Genomic DNA, 25,134 nt, shown 5'->3' on the forward strand with positions numbered 1-25,134 from the left:
CTGGCCAGGCGAGGACGGCAAGGACGACGCAAAGCGCCCTATTTCGGCGCCCACATGATGGTGGCATCGCCATCGTCCTTGTTGCACAACTCGGTGATGATGGCCGACGACACCCGGGTGGGGGTGACGCCGTTGACGCTGAGAAGGCCCTTCTTCACCAGCTTCATGCCCGAGGCGGCGCAAATGCGCGGCGGTACTTTTTCGGCGATCACCACCGGCACGCCGCCCATGGAGGTCACCTTGAGGGTGCCTCCGAACATATGGGTGGCCGGCGGCTCGCCCTGGGTCGCCTGGATTATCTGTTCAACGAATTTGGTGGTCTCGGAGCCGTCGGAATTGGGGGTTTCCTTACCGCTCCACCATGCCAGGCCACCGGCCGCCAGCAAGAGAACCACGACGCCGACCACGATCTTGACGACCTTGGCGTTGGACATTTCCGCATCCTTGGGCGGATGCGCGGCATGATGGGGGTGATGGGCGGCGTGATGGGGATGGGGGGCATTGCCCGGCGGGCGCGGCTTTCGCTGTTCCTTGGCCACCCGCAGCACCAGGATGCAATCCTTGGCGGCCGTGGCCATGGCGGCCGCGGTTTCTTCCGGGGTATGTCCGGGTTCGACCTTGGCGATGATCGCCTTGATCTGGCGGGCAAGCTCCTCGCGCAAATCCTTCGACGCCTCGCGCCGCAAGGTCATGGACAGGCCCAACAGGGCAAGCTCCTCCAGCTTGTCGGCGTGGTGAACCATCGGCATCTTCCCGATGAGTTCCTGGAAGAAGGCCTCGTGCTGCTCTGGACTTAAGCTTTGCTCCACGGATGGTTCCAGTCCTGAAAGACCTACCCGGACCCCAAGCCCATGCTAGCCCCGCCCGGTTAAAGACCCGTTAGCGTGACCGCCGCGAAGCCCTTTTGCCCCCAGGCGGGAAATCTGCTAAGAACCGCGACAGTTTTCGTAGAGCCAAGGTAAGCCATGTCCGTTCTGGTGCCCGTGTCGTGGGGCGAGATCATCGACAAGATCACCATCCTCGAGATCAAGGCCGAGCGATTGGCCGACGCCGCCAAGCTGGCCAATGTGAACAAGGAGCTGGGGGAACTGGTGGCGGTGCGCGAACGGGAGTTTCCCGCCCATGCCGGTCTCGCCGCCCTGTCGGCCGAGCTCAAGGCCATCAACGAGAAGCTGTGGGTGATCGAGGACGATATCCGCGACTGCGAGCGCGCCAAGGATTTCGGCGCCAAATTCGTCGAACTGGCCCGTGCCGTCTATTTCACCAATGACGAGCGCGCCGCCGCCAAGCGCAAGGTCAACGACCTGCTCGGTTCGGCCCTGGTGGAAGAGAAGTCCTACGCACCTTACTGACAGGGCCGAGGGGGGGGAGATTCTTGAAGCTGCACCGCCTGACCGATCCGGTCGTGGGATTGGAACGCCGCCTGTCGCGGCGGGGGGGGGCGGCTTCGGGCGTGCTGTTGCTGTCTGCTGGCGGTCTTGGCGACACCGTGCTGTTCTCGCTGGTGCTGCCCCGCTTCGCCGGGCTTGCGCGGGCGGGCGAGGCGGTCACGGTGCTGCTGCGCTCCGACGCCGCCAAGATGAGTTTCCTGTTCGCGCCCGCCATCAAGGTTCTCACCGTCGATTTCGCGCGGCTGCGCCAGATCGGCTATCGCCGCCGGATCATGGCCGATCTCTACCGCTCCCATTATCGGCTGGTGGTCTCCACCGATTTCCTGCGCCATCCCGATCTGGACGAGGCCCTGGCCTTCGCCTGCGCCGCGCCGGAGACGGCGGCCATGGCCCCGCGCCCCTGGCCCAAGCACGACCGCCGCCTGAATGCCAATCGCCGCCTTTGGGGCCGGGTGTTCGATTCGGGAGAAGCCCGCCAGGACAAGCTGATCCGCTGGTCCCGCTTCGCCGATGCCCTGACCGGCATCGCCGCGCCGCCGCCGGTGGTGACGCTGCCGCCCGAGCGCATGCCCGAAGTCGTTCCCCTGGCGGCTCCCACCGTGTTCATCCAGCCCTTTTCGGCGGTGAAGGCAAAGCAAAGCAGCCCCGATCTGTACCGCGCCATCATCGCCGCGCTGCCCCCCGGCTGGCAGACTCGCATCGCGGGCCATCCCAGCGATCTCGACAAGAACCCGGACTATCGGTCTTTGCTGGATCTTCCGGGCGTGGCATTCGAACCGGCGCCCTTCGCCGCCCTGGCCGGGCTGCTGCGCTCGGCGCGGCTGGTGATTTCGGTCGATACCGCCTGCATGCATCTGGCCGCCGCCCTGGGCGTACCGACTTTGTGCTTGGCGAGCGCCGCCTATGTGGGTGAAATCGTCCCCTATGCCGAGGCGGTGACACCCGCATCGGTGAAATTTTTGTGGAAGAGCATGGACTGTGCCGGTTGCCTCGGTGATTGCCGTTTCCAACCGGTGGACTCCATGTATCCTTGTGTGGCGGGCTTGGATCGCGCCGCGGTGTTGAACGAAGTGGAACGGATCACCCAATCGGGCGGATAACGGAGATCGGATCATGAAGATCGCTGCGTTGCTGGACCCCGTCCTGCGCATTTACCTGCGCTACAAGCATCGTCGCAAGCGGGCGGACGGCATCTTGCTGGTCAGTTCCCGTGGCCCCGCCGAGATGGTGTTCCTGTCGGCGGTGCTCAGCCGGTTCATGCGGCTGGGTGGCCTGGACGAGACGGTCACCCTGCTGTGCCGCCCCGATGCCGCCGGGATGTCCTTTCTGTTCCCCCGCCTGTTGAAGCTGCGGCGCCTGGAGTTTCGCCGCCTCGACGAATTGGAATATCGGTGGCAGGCTTTCACCGAGCTGCACGCCCAGCACTACCGGATGATCGTGTCGCTGGATTACGTTCGCGAACACGATCAGGACGAGGCGCTGATCCTGGCCGCCGACCCGGCGGAGACCGCCGGTATGGTGCCGCCCCCCTATAAGCGCAACTACCATCAACGGCTGGAAGAAAGCGAGAAGGTGTTCGACATCTTGTTCGATTCTGGACCATTGCGTCAGGACAAGATCCTGCGCTGGTCCAAATTCGCCGACGAGATCCTGGACGACCGGCAGCAACCGGCCCTGGCCCTGCTGCCCGACAGCCAGTTGCCCGCCGCCGAACATCTCAACGCCAATGTGATCGTCTTCTTTCCGTTTTCCGGTATCAAGCAACGGCAAATCCCCGCCGATATTTGGCGCCAGATGGCCGAGGCGGTGCCCGAAAGCTGGAAGATTCTGGTGGCCGGTCATCGCAATGACTTCGACCGCAATCCGGAATTCATGATCCTGATGTCGCAGCCCAACGTGACCATGGAGACGTCCGGATTCGAGCGGTTGGCCTCCATCTTGATGGGCGCGCGCATGGCGGTGGGTGTCGATACCGCGGGCCTGCATCTCGCCGTCCTGCTGGGCATTCCCACCCTGTGCCTGGCCAGTGCCGCCTATGCCGGGGCCGGTGTGCCCTATGACGAGATGGTCGCGCCCGATAATGTCCAGTTCGTCTATGTCCCCATGGATTGCCAGGGTTGCCTCGGGCGCTGCAAGTTCCCGCTGGAAAACGGCATGTATAAATGCGTCGCCGAGATCGATACCAGCGGCGTCATCGATTATATCCGCGCCTCCACCGGCGGAGGGGTGCTTTGAGGGGCTTTCCGCGCGGCATGCGGCGGCGCTGGTGGCTGTTTCGCCCGATCGACGCGCTGGTGGCGCTGTGGCCGGTTCGCAGGCGGCGCAAGGGCGTGCTGGTCGTCCGCATGGACGGCATCGGCGACATGGTCATGGTCCGCGCCGCGCTGGAACATTATCCCGCCGCCTTCGGGGTGGACAAATCCGACATCACCATCTTGGGCTGCCAGTCGTGGAAGTCCCTGGCCGACGTGATCTTCGCGGGCTTCAAGGTGGTGACCATCGACGAACACGCCTTGGAAAAGAAGTGGTTCTATCGTCTGAAGGTGGCGCTTTGGGTGCGGCGGCAAGGCTACAAGACGGCGGTTTGCGACATGTTCATGCGCAAGACCCTGACCGCCGACACACTGGTCTGGGCCAGCCGCGCCGATCAGAGAATCGTGTGCGCGCCCTTCATCACCGATCGCACGCGGGCGGAGTTTTCCTGGTATCTGGACAAGGCCACTCGGATCATCGACACCGGGCCTTATCCCACCCATGAGGGCTTGCGCCATTTCACCTTCTTGCAGGCGCTGATGGGAACCCGCATGCCCCCAGAGGTTCCCTATATTCCCTGGCGAGAGTTGGCGCCCCTGATCCCGCCCGGCGGCCCCTATGTGGTTCTGAATTTCGGCTCCAACGAGCCGGGGCGCCGCTGGCCGTTCGAACACTTCATGGAGTTGGCCCGGCGCTGCCTTGACGCCGGAATGCGAGTCGTCTTCGTCGGGGCTGACCAGGAGGCCTTCGCCAAGCCCGTCCTGGCGGCGCTGGCCCATCCCGGCGTGATCGACACCATCGGCAGCCTGCGCCTGGCCCAACTGGTCGATGTTCTGAAACATGCGGCCTGCGTGGTGAGCAATGACACCGGTCCCGGCCATCTCGCCATCGGCGTCGGAGCCCCCACCGTTCTGTTGGCGGGCGGCGGTCATTTCGGCTCCTTCGTCCCCTATCCCGACGCCATCCGGCCCGAGACGGCGGTTTTTCTCGCCCATCCCATGGAGTGCTATCACTGCTTGTGGCGGTGTAGCAAACGAAGTTCGCCGCAAGACGCTTTTCCCTGTGTCGCCGGTATCTCCGTTGACAGGGCATGGGCGGCGATCGGCACTTTATCTCACATTTCATAACCAATTGCCTATGCAAGGCCTTCGACCAAGGGTGGTACAGTTCGCTTGATCGGCGCGGGGGCGCTGTGTGAATTTCCCGGGGGCATGCGACGTGGAAGGCATACTGAACGATCTGAAGATGTCGATCTTCGAAGTGGGGAAGGTCAGCGAAAAGGAAGTCCAATGGATCAGGGATTCCATCGCCCGCTTCGGCGTGAACGAGCGGACCGCCACATTCCTGCTGGATGTCAACAATCTGCTGTCCGGGCATGTGCCACCGTCATTTCATGACGTCTTCTTGGACTCCTTGACCACATTCGTGCTGGACGAGCAAAAGGTCATTACGCCGGACCGGTGGTCCTGGCTGAAGGGCAATTTGCTGAAGGACGACGTCATTGACGGTGTCGAGCGCGAATTGCTTGGGCGTCTTCGGGATGCCGCCCGCGGCATGCCCGATGAAATGCGGTCCTTCGGTTCGTAGGGAGTCCAATCCATGCGGGTCGTGGCCAGGATTGTTCTCGCACTGGTGCTTTTGGTTGGCGTTCTGCCGACGGTCGTCTGGGCGCAGCCCGTTCCCAAGCAGGGCGACGTGGTGCGTGTCGCCACCCGCGTCCTGCCGCCCTTCGTGGTTCAGGACGCCAATGGAAAGTTAGGCGGCTTTTCCATCGAGCTATGGGAGCGACTGGCCGAACGGACCGGCGTGCGCACCGAATACATCATCAAGCCCAGTTTGTCCGAACTGCTGGGGGTGGTTAGGGACGGCAGCGCCGACCTTGCCATCGCTGCCATTTCCATTACCGCCCAGCGTGAGTCCAGTTTCGATTTTTCCCACCCCATGTACGATTCCGGGCTGGCCATCCTGGTTCCGGAAGGGGTGTCGCAGGTTTCCATGCTGAGTCTGCTCCTCCAATGGTCGTCACAACTTCTTCCGGCGCTCGGGCTTGGCCTGTTTCTCATTTTCGTGCCGGCCCATGTCATCTGGTTCGTGGAGCGGCGAGGCGGGTCTCCCATTGATATTTCCCAGTCCTATTTCCCCGGGATCTTCAAGACCGCGTTCTGGGTCGCGTGCTTGATGGGGGGGCAGGCGGAGGGCTTTCCCAAGCGGGCCTTCTCTCGCGTGATCAGCATCATGGGGATCTATATCGGTTTGGTCTTCGTCGCCTATTTTACCGCCTTCGCCACTTCGACCCTGACCGTGCAACAGTTGAAGAGCGGCATTTCCTCGCCTTCCGATCTTGCGGGCCGGGTCGCATCGACGGTGGAGGGCAGTACCGCCCATCGCTTTCTCAACACCCTACAGGTGGAAAGCGTGACCTTCCGCACCGTTGCCGAGGCCATCGCGGCCGTTGAACATGGCAAGGCCGCCGCTGTGGTCTATGACAGCCCCATTTTGCGCTATTACGTTTTGCATGAGGGACGGGGCAAGGTCAGGTTGGCCGGACCGACCTTCCGTCAGGAGAAGTACGGCATTCTGTTTCCGCAAGGCAGCAATTTCCGCAAGCGGGTCAACGAGGAATTGCTGCGGCTGCGCGAAGACGGCACTTATCAGGAAATTCAACTGCGCTGGTTTGGCTCCGAGGAAACCTCGTAACATCATCGGGCTTGAAACAGCAAAGCCCCCCTTGGCATCCAAGGGGGGCTTTTTCGTCTCTCTCACTTATACCGCTCGTCCAGAGTCCGATCAGTCCTCGGTGGGGGTGCCGTCCAGATCGCCGGGGCCGGCGGCCAGGGCGTCGGAGATAAGACCGGCATTCTGGCGAATGGCGCCCTCGATTTCCGCCGACATGGTCGGGTTGTCGCGCAGGAACTGCTTGGCGTTCTCGCGACCCTGGCCGATGCGGGTGGAATTGTAGGAGAACCACGCGCCGGACTTCTCGACCACATTGGCCTTGACGCCCAGATCGATCAGCTCACCCATCTTGGAGATGCCCTCGCCATACATGATGTCGAAATCGATCACCTTGAAGGGAGGCGCCAGCTTGTTCTTGACCACCTTGACGCGGGTCTGGTTGCCCACCACCTCGTCGCGGTCCTTGATGGCGCCGACGCGGCGGATTTCCATGCGCACCGAGGCATAGAACTTCAGCGCGTTGCCGCCGGTGGTGGTTTCCGGATTGCCGAACATGACGCCGATCTTCATGCGGATCTGGTTGATGAAGATGACGATGGTCTTGGATTTGGACACCGAGCCCGTCAGCTTGCGCAGGGCCTGGCTCATCAGACGGGCATGCAGGCCCATATGATTGTCGCCCATCTCGCCTTCCAATTCGGCGCGAGGCACCAGGGCGGCGACCGAGTCCACCACCAGCACGTCGATGGCGCCGGAACGCACCAGCGTGTCGACGATTTCCAAGGCCTGTTCGCCGGCATCGGGCTGGCTGATCAGAAGTTCGTCCAGGTTGACGCCCAGCTTGCGGGCATAGGATGGGTCCAGGGCGTGTTCGGCATCCACGAAGGCGCAGGTGCCGCCCTTCTTCTGGGCCTCGGCGATGATGTGCAGCGCCAGGGTGGTCTTGCCCGAGCTTTCCGGCCCATAGACCTCGATGATACGGCCGCGCGGCACGCCGCCGATGCCGAGCGCCACGTCCAGGCCCAGCGAGCCGGTGGAGACCACCTCGGTCTCGACCACCGAATCCTTCTGGCCCAGCTTCATGATGGAGCCCTTGCCGAATGCCCGCTCAATCTGGCTGACGGCGGCTTCCAGTGCCTTCTGTCTATCCATGGTGTCCTTGTCCACGAGACGCAATGCAGCCTGCGACATGGCAGTTCCCCTTCATCTATCCCGAACCGGGCGGTCTTGCAATGACCAATAAAGTACACCTTCCGTTCCGGAACACAAGCGGAATGTTCGCGTATGTTCTCATTGTGTTTGCGTGGCGTCCCGCGCCGACCGGTCAGAGATTGTAGACTTCCACCGCGATCCGGCGGATATGGTGGCGGGTCTCCGCTTCGGCCGCGTCGGCGTCGCCACGGGCCACCGCGTCGACGATGCGTTCGTGCTCGTCGACCCGGGCATCCAGGATGGCCGACTTGGCCTCTGGGCGGATGCACATGGCCTTGGTCTGGTCCCACAGCCGACCGATCAATTCGGTCATGACCGAATTGCCCGCCAATTGGGCCAGGATATGGTGAAACCGGGTGGCCTCGTCGGCATAGGCCTGTTGGCTGGGGTGATCGACCACCGCCCTTTGCCTGGCGATGGAATGGCGAAGCTCGCTCACCGCTTCGGGCGTCGATCGCTCGGCCGCCAAGCGGGCGGCGGCGCCTTCCAGCACTTCGCGCACCCCAAAGATCTCCAGCAGCCTTTCGCGGTTGAAGCCGATGAAGAACACGCCTTGGCGCGGTCGCACCTCGATGATCCGTTCCGCTTCCAGGCGGGCGATGGCCTGCCAGACCGGCGAGCGGCTGACGCCGAGGCGACGGGCCAGATCCTCGACGCTGATCTTGTCGCCGGGCTGCACATGGGCGCCGTCCAGCAGCATCTGGTGGATGACCGTATAAGCCTGTTCGGCGAGATTGGTCTTTTGCAGGGCTTTCATGGTCTTGGTCTTTCGTGGGCGCAGTCTTTTGTCGTTTGGTCGATCCTGAACGAGCTTGCGATTCGGTGCAAACCGGAATAACGTATCACGTAACATGAAATACGAAAACAATCCCTGACCGGCAGGCCATCATGTTCCATTCCCTGACTTTTCCTCGGCTGGTTGCGTGGCTCGCGTTGGTCGGCGGCCTCGCCGTCCTGGTCATCCAGCCGCTGAGCTCGGAGGAGAGCCGGGCGCTGGCGCTGGTTATCGCCGCCATCGGCCTTTGGGCCACCAGTGTGATCCCCGAACCCATCACGGCGGTGTTCTTCTTCACCGCCGCGATGTTGTTGAAGGTGGCGCCCGCCTCGGTGGTGTTCGGGGGGTTCGAATCGGCCGCGTTGTGGCTGATCTTCGGCGGTCTCGTCATGGGTGTGGCGGTCAAGAGCACCGGCCTGGGCGAGCGCATCGCCACCCGGCTGAGCCGCGCCTTCGGCGGCACCTATGGGGGCGTCATCACCGGCGTGACCCTGGTGGGGGTCACCATGGGCTTCCTGATGCCGTCCTCCATGGGGCGCGCCATCCTGTTGATGCCCATCGCGCTCAGTCTCGCCGCCCATTACGGTTTCAAGCCGGGTTCAAACGGTCATCTCGGTGTGGTGCTGGCCGCCGCCCTGGGCTGCCATGTGCCGACATTTTCCATTCTCCCGGCAAATGTTCCCAATCTGGTGCTGGTGGGCGCGGCCGAGACCCTGTGGCACTACACCCCCAGCTATGGTCAGTATTTGCTGCTGCATTTCCCGGTGCTGGGCTTTCTAAAGACGGCGGTCATGATTCCGCTGATCATCAAATTGTGGCCCGACACCCCCAAGCCCGTGGAGGAGGCCATCAAGGCGCTTGGCCCCGTCACCGCCGCCGAACGGCAATTGTCGTTGCTTCTGGGCGCCGCATTGCTGCTGTGGGCCACGGACTTCCTCCATCATGTCAGCCCAGCCTGGATCAGCATGGCGGGCGGCGCCATCCTGTTAATGCCGGGTATCGGGCTGGTGGGGCGCAAAGCCTTCAACGAACAAATCAATTTCGCATCGATGTTCTATGTGGCGGGCATTCTCGGCCTGGGTGCGGTTGTGGACAAATCCGGATTGGGGGCCTTGCTGGCCCAGGCCATCCTGACCGTCCTGCCGTTGGAACCCGGCCATGCCGCCACCAATTTCGCCAGCCTTGCCGCCATGTCCACCGTGGTGGCCATGTTCACCACCCTGCCCGGCGCGCCAGCGGTGCTGACTCCCCTGGCGGGAGAGATGGCCAAGGCGTCGGGCCTGCCCATCGAAGCGGTGCTGATGAGCCAGGTTCTGGGCTTCTCCAATCCCATCCTGCCCTATGAATCAGCGCCGCTGGTGGTGGCCATGCAGTTGGGGGGCGAGCGGCTCGGCCCCGCACAGACCATGTGCCTGTGGCTGGGGGGCATCACCATCTTCGTCCTGTTGCCGCTGGACTTCTTGTGGTGGCGCCTGCTCGGATGGATTTGAACATCGGGAGACCGATCTGGTAAGTGACTTACTCACACAGGGCGGCGCAGACCCCGCATGTGCGATTCGTCCGAGACTTTTCCATCCGAATTTCATATTGTCTTAGTCTAATATAAATTCGGGAACAGAAGCCATGGACAGCTCGGCCGCCACGGACGCACGCCCCTTGCACAAGGGCGAAGTGCCCGTCTACATGGAAACCGGCAAGGCCTATCCCCGCGCCGTAAAGGGAGTCTTCCGCTCCTTGAAATGGTGGGCCATGACCCTGACCCTGGCGTGGTGGCATCTGGCCCCCTTTCTGCGCTGGGACCGGGGGCCGGGTGCTCCCGACCAGGCCATCCTGATCGATATGCCAGGCCGCCGGGCCTATTTCCTGTTCATCGAGATCTGGCCGCAGGAGGTCTATTACCTGACCGGCATTCTGGCCATCGCCGCCATTGCTCTGTTCCTGATGAGCGCGGTGGCCGGGCGGGTGTGGTGCGGCTTCATCTGTTGGCAAACCGTCTATACCGACCTGTTCGTCTGGATGGAAAAGCAGATCGTCGGCGACCGCAACGCCCGCATCGCCTTTGACCGCCAGCCGTGGTCGGCCTCCAAGCTGGCCAAGACCGCCCTGGTCAACCTGTCGTGGATCGTCATTTCGCTGGCCTGCGGAATCGGCTTCACCTTGTGGTTCGGCGACGCCTTCGAGATGATCCGCGACATCTTCACCGGCAAGGCCTCCACCGCCGCCTATGGTACCATCCTGGTGAGCGGCGGTTTCTGCTTCCTGCTGGCCGGCTATGCCCGCGAGCGGGTCTGCGTCTATCTGTGCCCCTATTCGCGCTTCCAGTCCGCCATGTTCGACGAGCATTCGCTGATCGTCACCTACGAGGCATGGCGCGGCGGCAAGGGCGAACCGGCCATGAAGGGCCAGAGCTTCGAGGGCCGAGGCCATTGCGTCGATTGCCGCGCCTGCGTCCAGGCCTGTCCCACCGGCATCGATATCCGCAAGGGCAATCAGCTGGCCTGTATCGGCTGCGCCCTATGCATCGACGCCTGCAATTCGGTCATGGATCGCTATGGCCTGCCCCATGGCCTGATCGCCTATGACTCCTCCACCAATATCGAGGCCCGCGAGAAGAGCTGCTCGACCGGCTACAAGATCGTTCGGCCGCGCACCTTGATCTATGGCGGCATCATGGCGCTGGTGGCGACCATCATGCTGGCCCGCCTTGTCTCGCGTCCCGACGTGGACGTCAACATCCTGCACGAACGCGCCCCGCTTTATGTCCAGATGTCCGACGGCTCCATCCGCAACGGCTATGTCTACAAGGTGCTGAACATGAAGTCGGAGGACCGGACCTTCAAGCTGCGCCTGCAGGGCCTGGACGGCGCCACCATCGACGTGGTTGGTGGCGATTCGGGCGTCACCCAGGCCGAGCTTCAGGTCAGCCGCGACAGCGTCGGCAGTTTCCGCATCTATGTCACCGCGCCCGCCGCCAAGCTCGGTTCCAAGAGCGTGCCGGTCAGCTTCGAGCTGGACGGACCCAGCCGGGTGGTGCGCACGGAAAGCCTGTTCGCCGGGCCGGAGAAGTAACGAGAGGCGGCCGGGACGGCCGCATTCCACAAGAGTCTTTTTGTCGGCCAAGCGGTATTACAGCGGCGCGACGCCGATATTGTCGATGAGGCGGGTCTTGCCCAGACGGGCGGCCACCAGGATGCGGACCGGCCGGTCCAGCAGTTCGGCGGGGGCCAGGGTCTCGGCGTCGCGGACCTCCATGTAATCCACCGAGGCGAATCCGGCCTTGATCAAGCCATCCACCGCCTTGGGGCAGAGGTCCGAGGCCTTGGCCCCGGCCCTGAGGCCGTCGGCCACCCCGGTCAGTGCCCGGATCAGCCAGGGCGCCACGGCGCGCTCGTCCGTGCTCATATAGGCGTTGCGCGACGACATGGCCAAGCCGTCATCCTCGCGCAGGGTGGGCGCGCCCAGTACCGCGACCGGAATATCCAGATCGCGCACGAAGCGGCGGATCACGGCCAGTTGCTGATAGTCCTTCTCGCCGAACACCGCCACATCGGGCAGGCATTGCAGCAACAGCTTGGTCACCACCGTGGCGACGCCGGAGAAATGGCCGGGCCGCACGTCGCCGCACAGGCCCTCCGAGACTCCCGCCACCGTGATGGCGGTGGCGAAGCCGTCGGGATACATCTCGGCCACGGTGGGGGCGAACAGGACATGGCAGCCCGCCTGATTCAGCAGTTCGGCGTCGCGCTCCTCCTGGCGGGGATAGCGGGAAAAATCCTCGTTGGGGCCGAACTGGGTGGGATTGACGAAGACCGAGGCCACCACCCTGTCGGCGTTCTCCAGGGACTTCGCGACAAGCGACAGATGGCCCTGGTGCAGCGCCCCCATGGTGGGAACCATGGCGACCCGAAGGCCCTGGTCGCGCCAGTACCGCACGCGGGTCCGCAAGTCCGCCACCGTGCGGATGATGTCGAGGTCGCCACTCACGTCTTGGGAAGCCCGAAGCAGTGTTCCGGACCGGGGAAGGCGCGGGTCTTGACCTCGGCGGCATAGGATTCCACCGCCGCCGTGATGATCGGGCGCAGATCGGCATAACGCTTGACGAATTTCGGAGTGAAATCGGCGAACAGGCCCAGCACGTCGTCGATCACCAGCACTTGGCCGTCGCAGGCGGCCGAGGCGCCGATGCCGATGGTGGGAATGGCGATTTCCGCCGACAGGGCGCGGGCCACCGGCTCCACCGTGCCTTCCACCACCACCGAGAAGGCACCGGCGGCGTCGATGGCGCGGGCGTCGGCGCGGATGGCCTCGGCCTCGGCGTCGACCCTTCCCTGGGCGCGGAAGCCACCGGCGGCGTGCACCGCCTGGGGCTTCAGTCCCACATGGGCCATGACCGGAATGCCGCGATCGACCAGGAAGCGGATGGTCGCGGCCATCTCGCGGCCACCCTCCAGCTTGACGGCGGCGCAGCCGGTCTCGGCCATGACGCGGGCGCAATTGCGGAAGGCCTGTTCCGGGCTTTCCTGATAGGAGCCGAACGGCATGTCGACGACGACGCAGGCATGGGTGGACGAGCGCACCACGGCGCGGCCGTGATTGATCATCATGTCCAGGGTGACGCCCAGCGTGGTCTCCATGCCATAGACCACCATGCCCAGCGAATCGCCCACCAGCAGGATATCGCAATGGGGATCCAGCAGCCGGGCGATGGGCGCGGTATAGGCGGTCAGCACCACGATGGGCTCGGCCCCCTTGCGGGCGCGGATGTCACGGGTGGTGACCCGCTTGATCTTCACTTCGACGCTCATGGATGCCTGTCTTTCCGGTTAGGCGCCTTCGGCCAGATCCTTAAGTGCCCGCCAATCGTTCAGCACGCAATGCCCCGATGCGGGAAGGCCGATGTAATTGTCGCGCTTCAACTGGGTGAAGGTGCGGCTGACCGTCTCGATGGTCAAGCCGAGATAATCGGCGATATCGGCGCGGCTCATGGGCAGGGCCACCGAACTGGTGGGCATGCCCGCCTTCTCGGCCCGCAGCGACAATTGGATCAGGAAGGTGGCCACCTTCTCCTTGGCGGTCTTGCGTCCCAGCAGCAGCATCTGTTCCTGGGCCGCCACCAGATCCTTCACCGCCATGGAGAACATCCGGCGTTCCAGCCGGGGAATCTCCTCCAACAGCGAATCCAGCTTGCGATGGGTGAAGCGGCACAGATGGGTCGGCGTGATGGTCTCCGCCGTGTAGCAATAGCCGTCATGGGTTCCCAGGCCGAAGATATCGCCGGAAAACAGGAACCCGATGATCTGGCGCCGCCCGTCGGACAGCAGCTTGTACAGCTTCACCGCGCCGTTGGAGATGGAATAGACGTGATCGACCACGTCGCCTTCGCGGAAGATGGTGTAGGAGGCGGGAAGCGCCGCATGGCAGCGCACCGTCGCCAATCGCTTGACCTCGTCCTGGGACAGATCGGCGCAAAAGGCGATCTCGCGCACGATGTCGCAATTGCGGCATTGCGGCGACTTCAGGTCCGCCACGTGGTCGAGCTTGTGTCCTTCGAAGTCGAGAGGGGGCATGTGCAGGCTACCCATCACGGTTCAGACCTTGCGTTTGGGCTGGTCGTCGTCGTCGAACAAAATGCGGTGGGCGGCGCCGTCCAGGTCGTCGAACTGACCGGACTTCATGGCCCACAGGAAACCGAGTAACCCCAAGAACCCCAGACCGAGGGCCACGGGTATCAGCATCAGAAGATTGTCCAAAAGCCTCTCCGGCTTAGCCTCTCCGGCGGGATAGACGCAGAGCGTTGCCAATTACTACCAGTGACGAGGTGGACATAGCAATCGCGGCGATGAGAGGGGTCACCAGTCCCGCCACCGCCAGGGGCACCGTGAAGATATTATAGCCCAGCGCCAGCATGAAATTCTGTTTTACTAATGTACGAGATTTCCGCGCCACCGCCAAGCATTCCACCACCGGGGCCAATCGGCCGCCCTGGAACACCACGTCGGCGGCGGTCTGGCTGACATCCACCGCCGAGGACGGCGACATGGACACATGGGCCGCCGCCAAGGCGGGCGCATCGTTGAGGCCGTCGCCGATCATCAACACCTTGCGGCCTTGCGCGGCCAATTCGGCCAAGCGGGCGCATTTGGCCGCCGGGGCGCAGCCCGCTCGCCACTCGGCGATGCCCAATTGCGCCGCCACCGCCGAAGCGGTCGCCGGTCGGTCGCCCGACAGCAGTTCCACCGTCAGGCCCATGCGCGTCAGCTCGGCGACCACCTGGGCCGCATCGGGGCGCGGCGCGTCGGAAAAGGCGAAGCGCAGCGGCGGCCTGCCCGGCTGCGCCAGCCACAGTTCCGGCCCAAGCGCGGTCTGGTCGTCTTCGATGCCGACAAAGGCGCGACTGCCGAGACGGATGCCGCCGGATACGATCTCAAGACCTTGGCCCGGCACCTCCGTCACCCCATCGGCCAGCCGAGCGGCGGGTGCGGCGGCGGCCAGGGCGCGGGCCAGGGGATGCTTGGACGCCAAGGCCAGCGAGGCCGCCTCGGCCAGATCCGCCGCGGTCCACTCGCCCTCGGCCAGGGTCGGCTTGCCGAGCGTCAGGGTGCCGGTCTTGTCGAACACCACGTGGTCGGCATCGGCGAAGCGTTCCAGCGCGGTGGCCGACTTGACCAGGATGCCCTGGCGCAGCAGGCGGCCAGAGGCGATGACCTGGACAACCGGCACCGCCAGCGCCAGGGCGCAGGGGCAGGTGATGATCAGCACGGCGACGGCATAGAGCAGCGCCACCTGCCAGGGAGCGTCGCCGAACAGGGTCCAGCCGGTGAAGGTGAGCAGCGCCGCCAGATGCACCACCGGGGCGTACCAGCGCGACACCCGGTCGGCCAGGGCCACATAGCGGGCGCGGCCCTGTTCCGCCACTTCCATCATGCGCACGATCTCGGCCAGCAAGGTGCGCTCGCCCACCGCGCCGACCACCAGGCGGAGCGGCGCCGACAGATTGATGGTACCGGCGAATACCCGTGTCCCCGGCTGGACTTGGACGGGCACGCTCTCGCCGGTCAGCAGGGCGGTATCCACGTCGGAACGCCCATCGGTGATATCGCCGTCGACGCCGATACGCTCGCCCGCCGCCACCAGAACCGTGGCGCCCGCCGCCACCTTGTGGGGCGGCATCAGGCGCTGGGTGCCGTCGTCGTCCAGCACCGTGACCGCCGTGGCATCCAGGGCCAGCAGGTGCTCCACCGTGGTGCGCGCCCGTCCGCGCGCACGGGAATCCAGATAGCGCCCGATCAGCAGGAAGAACAGCAAGGTGATGGCGGAATCGAAATAGGCGTATTCGCCGCCGTGGATGGTCTCCCACAGGCTCATCAGGCTGGCCAGGGTGACGCCGATGGTGATGGGCACATCCATATTGGTGCGCCCGGCCCGAAGCGCCGAGACGGCGGAACGGGCGAAGGGACGGATGCACCACGCCACGGCGGGCAGCGCCACCAGGGCGGAGACCCAATGCATCAACCCCCGCGTCGCCGGTCCCATATAGGAAAAGTGCCCGGCCCAGACCGATACCGACAGCAGCATGACATTGCCGGCGGCGAAACCGGCGATGGCCATGGCGCGCAGCAATTCCTTCTCCTGGCGTTGGGTCTCGTCGCCCAGCCGCTCGGGGTCGTAGGGCACCAGCCGGTAGCCCACCGCCAGCACCGGCGCCAGGATGGCGCCCGGCTCGGTCTCGTCGGCCCGCCAGCGGACCACCAGACGCCGCGTCGTCATGTTGACCCGGGCCCAGGTGACGCCCGTCTGCTTGGTGAGCAAGGCCTCGATCAGCCAGATGCAGGCGCCGCAATGCAGGCCTTCTATCATCAGGTGGAGGCTGGCCTCGCCCTTGTCGTCGAGGCTGACATGGGCGGTGAAATCATGGGCCTGGGTGGCGCCGTCCTCGGGACGCAGCAGGCGGGCGGCGGGATCGACGCTGCGCCGGGCGTAATATTGTTCCAGCCCCAGACCCTGCACCAGGGCATAGGCGCCCTCGCAGCCGCGACAGCAGAAGCCGCCGTCCAGCCCTTCGGGGATGGCGCCGCCGCAATGGAGGCAAGTGGTGGTCCGCGCGTCTTTCACGGCACGATGAGGCGACGGGACAGTCCGTAGGAAACGTCCTTGCCCTCGGCGGAGACACTCATGTCCCAGACACCTTCGAGCGGAAGTTCCTGGTGGGTGGCATAGGTGCCGGGCGATACGCGGGCCAGGGAGACCGTGCGATCGACTCCCTTGGCGGTGGGCCGCACCAGCTGCGCCTTGACCGTCAGTTCCTCCACCGGGCGACCGTCGCGGTCACGGTAGCTGACGGTGACATGGATCCCGTGATTGGCTCCCAACTCGACCTTGTTATCGACGGTCCAGCCCATCTCGTCCTGCTTGCGAACGGCTTCGATGGTCTTGTTATAGGCCAGACCCTTCTCATAGGGGCGCTCGGTCGCCAACCCCGAGAACGTGGAGGTGGCGAAATAGGCCATGGTGAAGTTCACCAGCATCACCAATACGAAGAAGGCGACGAAGATATAGGGATACCACCAGCCGGGTCTGCGTTCGCTAGCCATGAATCCTCACTTCTCGGGTGCCGCGAACAGGGAATCGGCGCGGGTGACGTGGCCTTCCTTGTCCTCGCGCAGGGCGAAGACCAGCGAGGTTCGGTTGCCCGACAGCTTGTTGACCGGCGCGTTGACGAAGACGTTGAAGGTGCCGATGGCATCGGGCGCGATGGTCAGATGCGCCTTGGCGCCGCTGGCCTCGCCGCCGATGACGCTCAGGCTGGCGCCCTCGATCCCCTGGACCTCCAATTCATAGCCGCGATCCTCGCGGACCATGTTGGACACCTTGACCACATAGCCGTTGCGGATGGACCCGTCCGACATCTGGACATAAAGCGGCGAACGTTCGTGAATGACCTTCACCTCCGTGGTCGCCCGCGATGCCAGCGAACCGACGATCAGGCTGCCCACCAGGGTGATCAGCACGGTATAGACGATGGTGCGCGGCCGGATCAGCCGCACCTTGCCCGGCTCGCCCTTGGCATGGGCGGCGACGTTGGAGATGGAATCCCACACGATCAGGTCGCGCGGCAGCTTGAACTTGTCCATCATGGTGTTGCAGGCGTCGATGCAGAGCGCGCAGCCGATGCAGGCCATCTGGATGCCGTCGCGGATATCGATGCCGGTGGGGCAGGCGGTGACGCACATCTTGCAATCGATGCAATGGCCGCGATTATCGAAGGTCTCGGTCTTGCGCGCGGGCTTCCTGGGTTCGCCCCGCCAGTCCTGATAGGTGACGATCAGCGAGTGCTCGTCGAACATGGCCGATTGGAAGCGGGAATAGGGGCACATATAGAGGCAGACCTGCTCGCGGGCATAACCCGCCAACAGGAAACAAGCACCGCCCACCACGCCGATGGCGCTATAGACCGCCGAGCTTTCGTTGCCGGTGAAGATATCCACCAGCATGGTCGGCGCATCGCCGAAATAAAGGGTGAAGCCGACGCCGCACGACAGCGCGATCACCAGCCAAACCAAGTTGATCACCACCTTCTTGGCCAGTTTGTCGGCCGACCAGGGCGCGCGGTCCATGGCCATGCGCTTGGCCCGGTCGCCCACGACCAGACGCTCGACGAACATGAACAGATCGGTATAGACGGTTTGGAAGCACAGGAAACCGCACCAGACCCGACCGGCCAGCGAGCTCATGAAAAACAGCGAGATGGCGGCGATGAACAGCAGGCCGGTGATGTAGTAGACCTCCTGCGGCCAGATCTCCAGGAAGAAGAAATAGCCGCGGCGCCCCGCCATGTCGGCCAGGATGGCCTGATTGGGAGCACCCGGCCCGCGATCCCACCGCAAGAACGGACCGATATGGTAAATGGCCAACAGAACGGCCATGGCCGCCCATTTCCAAGTCCGGAAGATGCCTTTGACCGTGCGGGGATGAATCATCACCGTTTCGGCATACAGCGGGCCACCGCCATCGCCGGATGCCGGTTTCTTCAAGGTTGGGTCGATCTTGGGAGTGGACATGGGGCGAGGGTGCTTTGCTGGATTTCCGAAGGAACGCAGTCTAGACGTCCGCGCGCCGATTCGGGTGTTCTAAATCACGGGGCGACATCACCGCCGACGCAAACCTGCCCCGACGCGCCGTGATTGATAAGTGAAAAACCGGCAATGTTGAACGTTTCTTTCGGTCCGACCCGAATTTCATGGGGCCGGAAAGCCATTGGGGTGCGCTGCCCGCTTGGGCAGCGCACCCCTTTGGTCCCCCCTTAAGATCTTACTTGCCGCCGCCCAGATTATGGACGTAGACCGCAAGCATCTTAATCGTGCTGGCGTCCAGACGCTCAGCCCAAGCCGGCATGGAGCCGTGCTTCGGGTTGTTCACCTGGGCGGCCACGCTCTCCTTGTTGCCCTTGACGAACAACCAGATCTGGTTGTTCAGCGCGGGCGCGCCGAGAGCAGCTTGGCCGCTGCCGTCTTCGCCGTGGCAAACGGCGCAGTTTTCGGCAAAGACCGTCTCGCCGGCCGAACCCTTGGCCGGGGCCTTGTTGGCCATGGACACGACATAGTCGGCCACCGCGGCGATCTGGTCCGCCTTCAAGACACCGTCAACGCCGAACTTGGGCATCTCGCTGACGCGGGTGTCCTTGTTGGCGTTGCGGACGCCGTACTTGATGGTCTGTTCGATGTCGGCCAGCGTGCCGCCCCACAGCCATTCGTCATCGGCCAGGGTCGGATAGGCGCCGGCGACGCCGACGCCACCGGCACCGTGGCAAGGAGCGCAGTTCTCATTGAACGCGATCTTGCCACCCGCCATGGCGTAACGCAGCAGGTCCTTGTCCTTTTCGATGGCGCCCGTGTCGGACGCCTCGATCTTGGACAGCCAGGTCGAACGCGCCTTCTTCTGCGCGTCGAGCTCCATGGCCAGTTCGCCACGCGACGAATAGCCCAGCGAGCCCTGGGTGTAGCCGTTCAGCAACGGCCACGCCGGATACATGAACCAATATCCAATGGCCCACACGACGGTGGCCCAGAAGACATAGACCCACCACTTCGGCAAAGGAGTATTCAACTCCTTAATGCCATCCCACTCATGCCCGGTGGTGTTTTGACCGGACACCGAGTCCTTTTCAACGGTCGCCATAGTTAGCGCTCCTCATTGTCGTCCTTCAAAGGGATGTTTCCGTAGTCTTCCAGCCGATCCTTGTTCTTCGGCCGATAGGCATAGAAAACAATCCCCGTGAAGACCATGATCACCCACAGTACCCAGAAGGGACGGAGTACGTTGTCGACGAATGCGACGAGCAAACTCCATACTCCTTACCGGCGGATCGCCTTTTCATCGACGGTCTTGAAGTCGACCATCGTTCCAAGCACCTGCAGATACGCCACCAGGGCATCCATCTCGGTGACCGCCTTGGGATCGGCGTTCGTCAAGCTGATGCTGGCCTTGCCGATATTGGCCTTGGGGTAGCTGGCGGCGACGGCCGGCTTGGCAGCCGGATCGGCGAACACCTGCTCTTCAAGGTCTTTCTTGGCACTGGCGATCTGAGCGTCCGTGTAGGGCACGCCGACCAGGCGGTTCACCTTCAGGTGAGAGCCGATGTCGGCATAGTCCAACTTGCGGACCAGATGCTTGTAGCCCGGCATGATGGATCCGGGGACCACGTCACGCGGGTTGATGAGGTGGCGAACCTGCCAATCGTCGGTGTACTTGCCACCAACGCGGGCCAGATCCGGACCGGTACGCTTCGAGCCCCACTGGAAGGGGTGATCGTACTTGGACTCAGCCGCGAGGCTGTAGTGACCATAGCGTTCGACCTCGTCCTTGAACGGACGGATCATCTGGCTGTGGCAGTTGTAGCAGCCTTCGCGGATATAGATGTTGCGACCCGCCAGCTCCAGGGGAGTGTAGGGACGAACGCCGTCCACCTTCTCGATCGTGGATTCGATCGAGAACAGCGGAATGACTTCAACCAGACCACCGACGACGATCGTGAGAAGGATGCCGACAGCCAGGAAAAAGATGTTGGTTTCGAGTTTTGCGTGATGCTTGAACATGGCTCGGGTCTCCTCAGCGAGCGCCGCTGGCGGCGGGCGAGAGCGCCTCGTCAGCAACGTCGCCCTTGATGGTCTTGTAGACGTTATAGACCATCACCAGCGAGCCGATCACGAAGAGCAGGCCGCCGAGAGCGCGGATGACGTAGTAAGGACGCATCGCTTCCACAGTTTCGATGAACGAGTACTGGAGGAAGCCCAGGTTATCATACGCACGCCACATGAGGCCCTGCATGATGCCCGAGATCCACATCGCGGTGATGTAGAGCACGATGCCGATGGTGGCGACCCAGAAGTGAACGCCGACCAGCTTCAGCGAGTACAGTTCCTTGCGGCCCCACAGCTTGGGGATCAAGTGGTACAGAGCGCCGAAGGAGACGAAAGCGACCCAGCCCAGGGCACCGGAGTGCACGTGGCCGATACCCCAGTCGGTGTAGTGCGACAGGGAGTTCACCGCCTTGATGGACATCATCGGACCTTCGAAGGTCGACATGCCGTAGAACGCCACCGAGGAGACCAGGAAACGCATGACCGGATCGGTCCGCAGCTTGTCCCAGGCACCCGACAGGGTCATCAGGCCGTTGATCATGCCGCCCCAGGAGGGCATCCACAGCATCACCGAGAAGGTCATGCCAAGGGTCTGCGCCCAATCGGGCAGGGCGGTGTAGTGCAGGTGGTGCGGACCGGCCCAGATGTACAGGAAGATCAGCGCCCAGAAGTGCACGATCGACAGACGGTACGAATAGACCGGACGCTCGGCACGCTTCGGCACGAAGTAGTACATGATGCCGAGGAAGCCGGCGGTCAGGAAGAAGCCCACCGCATTATGGCCATACCACCACTGGGTCATGGCGTTCTGCACGCCGCCGAACACGTTGTAGCTCTTGGTGAGCGACACCGGAATGGCGATGTTGTTGCCCAGGTGCAGCATCGCGATGGTCAGGATCATCGCGAAGAAGAACCAGTTGGCCACATAGATGTGGGGTTCCTTGCGCTTCATGATCGTGCCCGCGAAGGCGATCAGGTAAGCGACCCAGATGACCGTCAGATAGAGGTCGAGGGCCCATTCCGGCTCGGCGTATTCCTGGCCCTGGGAGAAGCCCAGGACGTAGGACAGCGCCGCCAGCACGATGAAGGACTGGAAGCCGTAGAAAATGAAACCGCCCAGGCCGTTGCCGCCGAACAGGCTGGCGCGGCTGGTGCGCTGCACGATGTACAGCGAGGTGGCGAAAAGAACGTTGCCGCCGAACGCGAAGATCACCGCGGAGGTGTGCACCGGACGCAAGCGCCCGAACGACGTCCACTCAAGATCAAGGTTCAGAACGGGTAAGGCCAACTGCCAAGCGATGAAATCGCCCGCCAGGAAGCCGATAACGCCCCAGAACACAGCCGCGATCGCGAACTTCTTGATCACGTCTTCGCAATAGGGCGTGGCTTCGGTATTGATGCTCATGCCGAACTCCTGTTTCGACCGGAAAAGGGTCAACCTGAAGCGTCCAGCCGGATCCATGGCGACACCATGCCCCCGGAGCCGATGGTCGGCCGGACGGTTCTATGCTCCAAGCGTGCGCACTATGCAGACTGCCGGGCAGTCCGCCATTGATATACATCAAAGACAGAAAATTTTAGAGATGCTGCACGATTGGAAACTTTGAATCTTTCCGCCCTTGGCGACGGCCGCGCAGGGCCCTAAAGTGCCGCCCATGACACAAGCAATCCCCGACTCCCCCACCACCCGCCCTCTGCTCCGTCTCGCCAAGGGCCGCTCGAAGCGGCTGCGGGCGGGCCATCCCTGGGTGTTCTCCAATGAAATCGAGATGACGCCGGAGGCCAAGGCCTTGCCGCCGGGCAGCCTCGTCACCCTGGTGGATGCCGGTGACGAGAAGCTGGGCGTCGCCACCTTCAATCCCCATTCGCTGATCGCGGCCAGGGTGCTGTCGCGCCGCGCCGCCGACACGGTGGACGCGGACTTCCTCGCCGCCCGCCTGGGCGCCGCCGTGGCGCTGCGCGACACCCTGTTCGACGCTCCTTATTATCGCCTGATTCATTCCGAGGCGGATCAACTGCCCGGCCTGATCGTCGATCGCTATGGCGACGTGCTGGCGGTCCAAACCAATACCGCGGGCATGGAGCGCCTGTTGCCCGATCTGACGGCGGCCTTTGCCCAGGTGCTGGCCCCCAAGGCGGTGGTGCTGATCAATGACAGCCCGGTTCGCAAGCTAGAAGGCCTGGAGTTGGACCACCGGGTGTTGTCGGGCGAGATCACCGGGCCGGTGGAATTGGTGGAGAATGGTTGCCGCTTCGTCGCCGATCTGGCTGACGGCCAGAAGACCGGCTGGTTCTTCGACCAGCGCGACAACCGCGCCTTCATGGCCCGGCTGGCCAAGGGCCGCCGGGTGCTGGACGTCTATACCTATGCGGGCGGCTTCGCCATCGCCGCCGCCATGGCCGGTGCCGCCGAGACCATCGCGGTGGACCGTTCGGAGCAATCGCTGGACCTGGCCAAGCGGGCGGCGGCGCTCAACGGCGTCACCGTCGAGACCGTCCGCGCCGAGGCCTTCGCCGAGTTAGAACGACTGGCCGCCGCGGGCGAGCGCTTCGGCGTGGTGATCACCGATCCGCCCGCCTTCGTCAAATCCAAGAAGGATCTGGGGGCGGGCGCCAAGGGCTATCGCAAGATGGCCCGCCTCGCCGCCGCCTTGGTGGAACCGGGCGGTTTCCTGTTCTGCGCGTCGTGCTCGCATCACATGCCGGCCGAGCAATTCGCCGAGGAAATCAGCCACGGAATCCACCTCGCCGGTCGGTCTGGCCGGATTCTGCGGCTGGCGGGCGCGGCGCCCGACCATCCCCTGCACCCGCTGCTGCCGGAAAGCGCCTATCTCAAATCCATGGTGCTGCAACTGGATTGAGGCGCCCCCTCCCTGCGGCCGGGACGGCCGCGCTCCGACCTTAACTGCGGCCGGGACGGCCGCGCTCCGACCTTAACTGCGGCCGCGCTCCGTGTCGTGTTCCGGAGCGCGGGCTTCCAGCCCGCTCTTTCAGCGCCGTGCCACCATGAACAGCCGCCGGAACGGCAGCAGGGTCTTGCCGTCGGAACGCGGCCGGTAGGCTTGGGCGATGCGGGCGGAATAGTCGGCCAGGAAGCCGTCCCGCCATTCGGGATTATTCTCCACCGCCGCCAGCAGCGGCCTGAGCGCCGTGCCCATGGTCCAGGCCACCACCGGGTTGTCGCCCTCCAGCACGTGGAGGTATTCGGTCTCCCAGATATCCAGCGACGCGGCCAGGGGCGACAGCAGGTCGTAATATAAGGAAGGCTCACCCACCGGAAAGCGCCCGGCCAGGGGCGACAGCACGTCGCGCCACGGCCCGGCCGCCGCCGCCTCGGCCATCAGGGCGTGGGAGGCGGCATAGTGGTTGTGGGGCACCTGCACCGCCAGGGTGCCGCCCGGCGCCACCATGGACATCAGGCGGGGAAACAGGGTGTCGTGGCCGCCCAACCAATGCAGGGCGGCATTGGAGAACAGCACGTCCACGGGGCCTTCGGCCCGCCACGCCCCCATGTCGCCCAAATGGTACGCGACGCCGCCACCGCCGTCGCGGGCGGTCGCCAGCATCTCCGGCGAGGAATCGATTCCGGTCACCTGGGCGCCCGGCCAGCGCTGCTTGAGCAGGCGGGTGATATTGCCGGTGCCGCAGCCGAGATCGACCACCCGGGAGGGAGACTCGGTTTCGATACGGCTCATCATGTCCAAGGCGGGGCGCAGCCGGGGCTGGGCGAAGGCGGAATACAGCTTGGGATCCCAGGCCATGGGGGCGCTCCGTGAGATTGGGGAATGCCATGATAACCGTGCATTGACTCTGTTGTCGCGTGGCCTTATACACGTCCGCTCGTTTTCAAGTCCCGTTCGTATCGGAGAATTCCCGTGAAGCGTACCTTTCAGCCGAGCAAGATCGTCCGCGCCCGCCGCCACGGCTTCCGCGCTCGCATGGCGACCGTCGGCGGCCGCCGGGTCATCAACAATCGCCGCCGCCAGGGCCGCAAGAAGCTGTCCGCCTAGGACTGTCCCAAGGCCATGGCGACGCGTCTGGATCGGCTGAAGCAACGGGCCGATTTTCTGCGCATCGCCGCCTTGAGACGAAAATGGGCGGCGCCGGGCCTGATCCTTCAGGCCGCGCCCGGTACGGAAACGGACCCGCAAGCCGACTCGCTTCGAGTCGGCTTCACCGTTTCCAAGAAGGTGGGAAACTCGGTCTGCCGCAATCGCGCGAAGCGGCGCCTGAGGGCGGCGGTGGACGCGATTTTCCCCTCCCAGGCCGCCTTGGGATTGGACTATGTGGTGATCGGCCGTCGCGAGACGCTGGAGCGGCCATATTCTCTTCTCTTGCAGGATTTGCAGGCCGCGTTAAAACGTGTTGGCGGGCTTCGGACGGTTCCCGAGACTCCGCCCAAGGAAACGCAGGGAGAGGCATGAACCCCGTCGGCCTGGCTTTGCGCGGTTTGATCCGCGCCTACCAATTGCTGGTTTCGCCGGTTCTGCCCGCGAGCTGCCGGTTCACGCCGTCATGCTCGTCCTATGCCATGGACGCCATTCACACCCATGGGCCGCTCGGCGGATCGATCTTGGCCGCCAAGCGGCTGTGCCGCTGCCACCCCTGGAATGACGGGGGTTACGACCCCGTTCCCGAAAAGACGACATGCGGCGACAAGGCTCGGCCGTATCATCATGCCGGATAGGAT

At 63.9% G+C, this 25,134-nt stretch carries 27 protein-coding genes; 12 read left to right on the forward strand and 15 right to left on the reverse strand.

Annotation, left to right across the window (positions count from 1 at the left end; translation table 11 throughout):
* Nucleotides 1-38: 38 nt before the first annotated feature.
* The gene (locus CU669_RS01940) at nt 39-743 is read right to left on the reverse strand and encodes a hypothetical protein (protein ID WP_239988480.1); all 705 of its coding nucleotides are present in this window, start codon (nt 741-743) and stop codon (nt 39-41) included.
* Between the two features lie 222 nt (nt 744-965).
* Here CU669_RS01940 and CU669_RS01945 point away from each other — a divergent pair, with 222 nt between their 5' ends.
* The 6 genes from CU669_RS01945 to CU669_RS01970 all read left to right on the forward strand — a co-directional run bounded on the left by CU669_RS01945 (nt 966) and on the right by CU669_RS01970 (nt 6,341).
* Nucleotides 966-1,352 carry a DUF6165 family protein gene (locus CU669_RS01945; RefSeq protein WP_112142093.1) on the forward strand — a complete coding sequence of 129 codons (387 nt, stop codon included), beginning with the start codon at nt 966-968 and terminating at the stop codon, nt 1,350-1,352.
* 23 nt (nt 1,353-1,375) lie between these two features.
* A complete protein-coding gene (locus CU669_RS01950; protein WP_112142094.1) occupies nt 1,376-2,491 on the forward strand; it encodes a glycosyltransferase family 9 protein in 1,116 nt (371 codons plus the stop codon).
* A 13-nt stretch (nt 2,492-2,504) separates the two neighbouring features.
* Nucleotides 2,505-3,626 (forward strand): glycosyltransferase family 9 protein, encoded by a 1,122-nt coding sequence (locus tag CU669_RS01955; RefSeq protein WP_112142095.1) that lies wholly within the window; start codon nt 2,505-2,507, stop codon nt 3,624-3,626.
* Nucleotides 3,623-4,771 (forward strand): glycosyltransferase family 9 protein, encoded by a 1,149-nt coding sequence (locus CU669_RS01960; RefSeq protein ID WP_239988481.1) that lies wholly within the window; start codon nt 3,623-3,625, stop codon nt 4,769-4,771. Before CU669_RS01955 ends, CU669_RS01960 begins: the two co-directional genes overlap by 4 nt.
* A 118-nt stretch (nt 4,772-4,889) precedes the next feature.
* Nucleotides 4,890-5,231: a hypothetical protein gene (locus tag CU669_RS01965; protein WP_161539559.1), complete on the forward strand. Its 342-nt coding sequence runs from the start codon at nt 4,890-4,892 to the stop codon at nt 5,229-5,231.
* A 12-nt stretch (nt 5,232-5,243) separates the two neighbouring features.
* Nucleotides 5,244-6,341, forward strand: a complete 1,098-nt coding sequence (locus CU669_RS01970) for a transporter substrate-binding domain-containing protein (protein WP_112142098.1) — start codon at nt 5,244-5,246, stop codon at nt 6,339-6,341.
* A 90-nt stretch (nt 6,342-6,431) separates the two neighbouring features.
* On the opposite strand, the gene recA is transcribed toward CU669_RS01970, so the two are convergent.
* Together recA and CU669_RS01980 are read right to left on the reverse strand one after the other, a co-directional pair.
* On the reverse strand, nt 6,432-7,511 hold the full coding sequence (gene recA, locus CU669_RS01975) for a recombinase RecA (protein ID WP_112142099.1): 1,080 nt from the start codon (nt 7,509-7,511) through the stop codon (nt 6,432-6,434).
* A gap of 133 nt (nt 7,512-7,644) precedes the next feature.
* Nucleotides 7,645-8,289 (reverse strand): GntR family transcriptional regulator, encoded by a 645-nt coding sequence (locus tag CU669_RS01980; protein ID WP_112142100.1) that lies wholly within the window; start codon nt 8,287-8,289, stop codon nt 7,645-7,647.
* Nucleotides 8,290-8,420: 131 nt separating this feature from the next.
* On the opposite strand from CU669_RS01980, the gene CU669_RS01985 reads away from it, so the two are divergent.
* Nucleotides 8,421-9,797, forward strand: coding sequence for an SLC13 family permease (locus CU669_RS01985; RefSeq protein WP_112142101.1), 1,377 nt, complete (start codon nt 8,421-8,423; stop codon nt 9,795-9,797).
* Nucleotides 9,798-9,930: 133 nt separating this feature from the next.
* Entirely contained in the window at nt 9,931-11,376 is a 1,446-nt protein-coding gene (ccoG, locus tag CU669_RS01990; RefSeq protein WP_112142102.1) for a cytochrome c oxidase accessory protein CcoG, read from the forward strand.
* A 57-nt stretch (nt 11,377-11,433) separates the two neighbouring features.
* Here ccoG (CU669_RS01990) and panC read toward each other — a convergent pair whose 3' ends face one another.
* The 11 genes from panC to ccoN all read right to left on the reverse strand — a co-directional run bounded on the left by panC (nt 11,434) and on the right by ccoN (nt 21,849).
* Nucleotides 11,434-12,291 (reverse strand): pantoate--beta-alanine ligase, encoded by an 858-nt coding sequence (gene panC, locus CU669_RS01995; RefSeq protein ID WP_112142103.1) that lies wholly within the window; start codon nt 12,289-12,291, stop codon nt 11,434-11,436.
* The gene (panB, locus tag CU669_RS02000) at nt 12,288-13,112 is read right to left on the reverse strand and encodes a 3-methyl-2-oxobutanoate hydroxymethyltransferase (RefSeq protein ID WP_112142104.1); all 825 of its coding nucleotides are present in this window, start codon (nt 13,110-13,112) and stop codon (nt 12,288-12,290) included. The genes panC and panB overlap by 4 nt, the downstream gene beginning before the upstream one ends.
* A gap of 18 nt (nt 13,113-13,130) precedes the next feature.
* Nucleotides 13,131-13,874 carry a cyclic nucleotide-binding domain-containing protein gene (locus tag CU669_RS02005; RefSeq protein WP_112142105.1) on the reverse strand — a complete coding sequence of 248 codons (744 nt, stop codon included), beginning with the start codon at nt 13,872-13,874 and terminating at the stop codon, nt 13,131-13,133.
* Nucleotides 13,875-13,895: 21 nt separating this feature from the next.
* Entirely contained in the window at nt 13,896-14,057 is a 162-nt protein-coding gene (gene ccoS, locus CU669_RS02010; RefSeq protein WP_112142106.1) for a cbb3-type cytochrome oxidase assembly protein CcoS, read from the reverse strand.
* 13 nt (nt 14,058-14,070) lie between these two features.
* Nucleotides 14,071-16,419 (reverse strand): heavy metal translocating P-type ATPase metal-binding domain-containing protein, encoded by a 2,349-nt coding sequence (locus tag CU669_RS02015; RefSeq protein ID WP_112142107.1) that lies wholly within the window; start codon nt 16,417-16,419, stop codon nt 14,071-14,073.
* Entirely contained in the window at nt 16,416-16,898 is a 483-nt protein-coding gene (locus CU669_RS02020) for a FixH family protein (RefSeq protein ID WP_112142108.1), read from the reverse strand. The genes CU669_RS02015 and CU669_RS02020 overlap by 4 nt, the downstream gene beginning before the upstream one ends.
* 6 nt (nt 16,899-16,904) lie before the next feature.
* Nucleotides 16,905-18,365: a cytochrome c oxidase accessory protein CcoG gene (ccoG, locus tag CU669_RS02025; RefSeq protein ID WP_112142109.1), complete on the reverse strand. Its 1,461-nt coding sequence runs from the start codon at nt 18,363-18,365 to the stop codon at nt 16,905-16,907.
* 250 nt (nt 18,366-18,615) lie between these two features.
* Nucleotides 18,616-19,482 (reverse strand): cytochrome-c oxidase, cbb3-type subunit III, encoded by an 867-nt coding sequence (gene ccoP, locus CU669_RS02030; protein WP_112142110.1) that lies wholly within the window; start codon nt 19,480-19,482, stop codon nt 18,616-18,618.
* Between the two features lie 2 nt (nt 19,483-19,484).
* Nucleotides 19,485-19,646, reverse strand: coding sequence for a cbb3-type cytochrome oxidase subunit 3 (locus CU669_RS02035; protein WP_112142111.1), 162 nt, complete (start codon nt 19,644-19,646; stop codon nt 19,485-19,487).
* Nucleotides 19,647-19,658: 12 nt separating this feature from the next.
* The gene (ccoO, locus tag CU669_RS02040; RefSeq protein WP_112142112.1) at nt 19,659-20,399 is read right to left on the reverse strand and encodes a cytochrome-c oxidase, cbb3-type subunit II; all 741 of its coding nucleotides are present in this window, start codon (nt 20,397-20,399) and stop codon (nt 19,659-19,661) included.
* Nucleotides 20,400-20,412: 13 nt separating this feature from the next.
* Nucleotides 20,413-21,849: a cytochrome-c oxidase, cbb3-type subunit I gene (ccoN, locus tag CU669_RS02045; RefSeq protein ID WP_112142113.1), complete on the reverse strand. Its 1,437-nt coding sequence runs from the start codon at nt 21,847-21,849 to the stop codon at nt 20,413-20,415.
* Between the two features lie 250 nt (nt 21,850-22,099).
* Between ccoN and CU669_RS02050 the strand changes: the two genes are divergently transcribed.
* A complete protein-coding gene (locus CU669_RS02050; RefSeq protein WP_112142114.1) occupies nt 22,100-23,305 on the forward strand; it encodes a class I SAM-dependent rRNA methyltransferase in 1,206 nt (401 codons plus the stop codon).
* Nucleotides 23,306-23,434: 129 nt separating this feature from the next.
* Here the strand turns inward: CU669_RS02050 and CU669_RS02055 are convergent, their stop codons facing one another.
* A complete protein-coding gene (locus tag CU669_RS02055) occupies nt 23,435-24,205 on the reverse strand; it encodes a methyltransferase domain-containing protein (protein WP_112142115.1) in 771 nt (256 codons plus the stop codon).
* Between the two features lie 114 nt (nt 24,206-24,319).
* On the opposite strand from CU669_RS02055, the gene rpmH reads away from it, so the two are divergent.
* From rpmH to yidD, 3 genes are read left to right on the forward strand one after another with little or no spacing between them, the layout of a single operon-like run.
* Nucleotides 24,320-24,454 carry a 50S ribosomal protein L34 gene (gene rpmH / locus CU669_RS02060; RefSeq protein WP_112142116.1) on the forward strand — a complete coding sequence of 45 codons (135 nt, stop codon included), beginning with the start codon at nt 24,320-24,322 and terminating at the stop codon, nt 24,452-24,454.
* Nucleotides 24,455-24,469: 15 nt separating this feature from the next.
* Entirely contained in the window at nt 24,470-24,868 is a 399-nt protein-coding gene (gene rnpA, locus CU669_RS02065) for a ribonuclease P protein component (protein ID WP_112142117.1), read from the forward strand.
* The gene (gene yidD, locus CU669_RS02070; RefSeq protein WP_112142118.1) at nt 24,865-25,131 is read left to right on the forward strand and encodes a membrane protein insertion efficiency factor YidD; all 267 of its coding nucleotides are present in this window, start codon (nt 24,865-24,867) and stop codon (nt 25,129-25,131) included. Before rnpA ends, yidD begins: the two co-directional genes overlap by 4 nt.
* Nucleotides 25,132-25,134 lie beyond the last annotated feature (3 nt).

Origin of the sequence: Paramagnetospirillum kuznetsovii (genome assembly GCF_003284725.1) — a bacterium.
GTDB classification, from domain to species: Bacteria; Pseudomonadota; Alphaproteobacteria; order Rhodospirillales; family Magnetospirillaceae; genus Phaeospirillum; species Phaeospirillum kuznetsovii.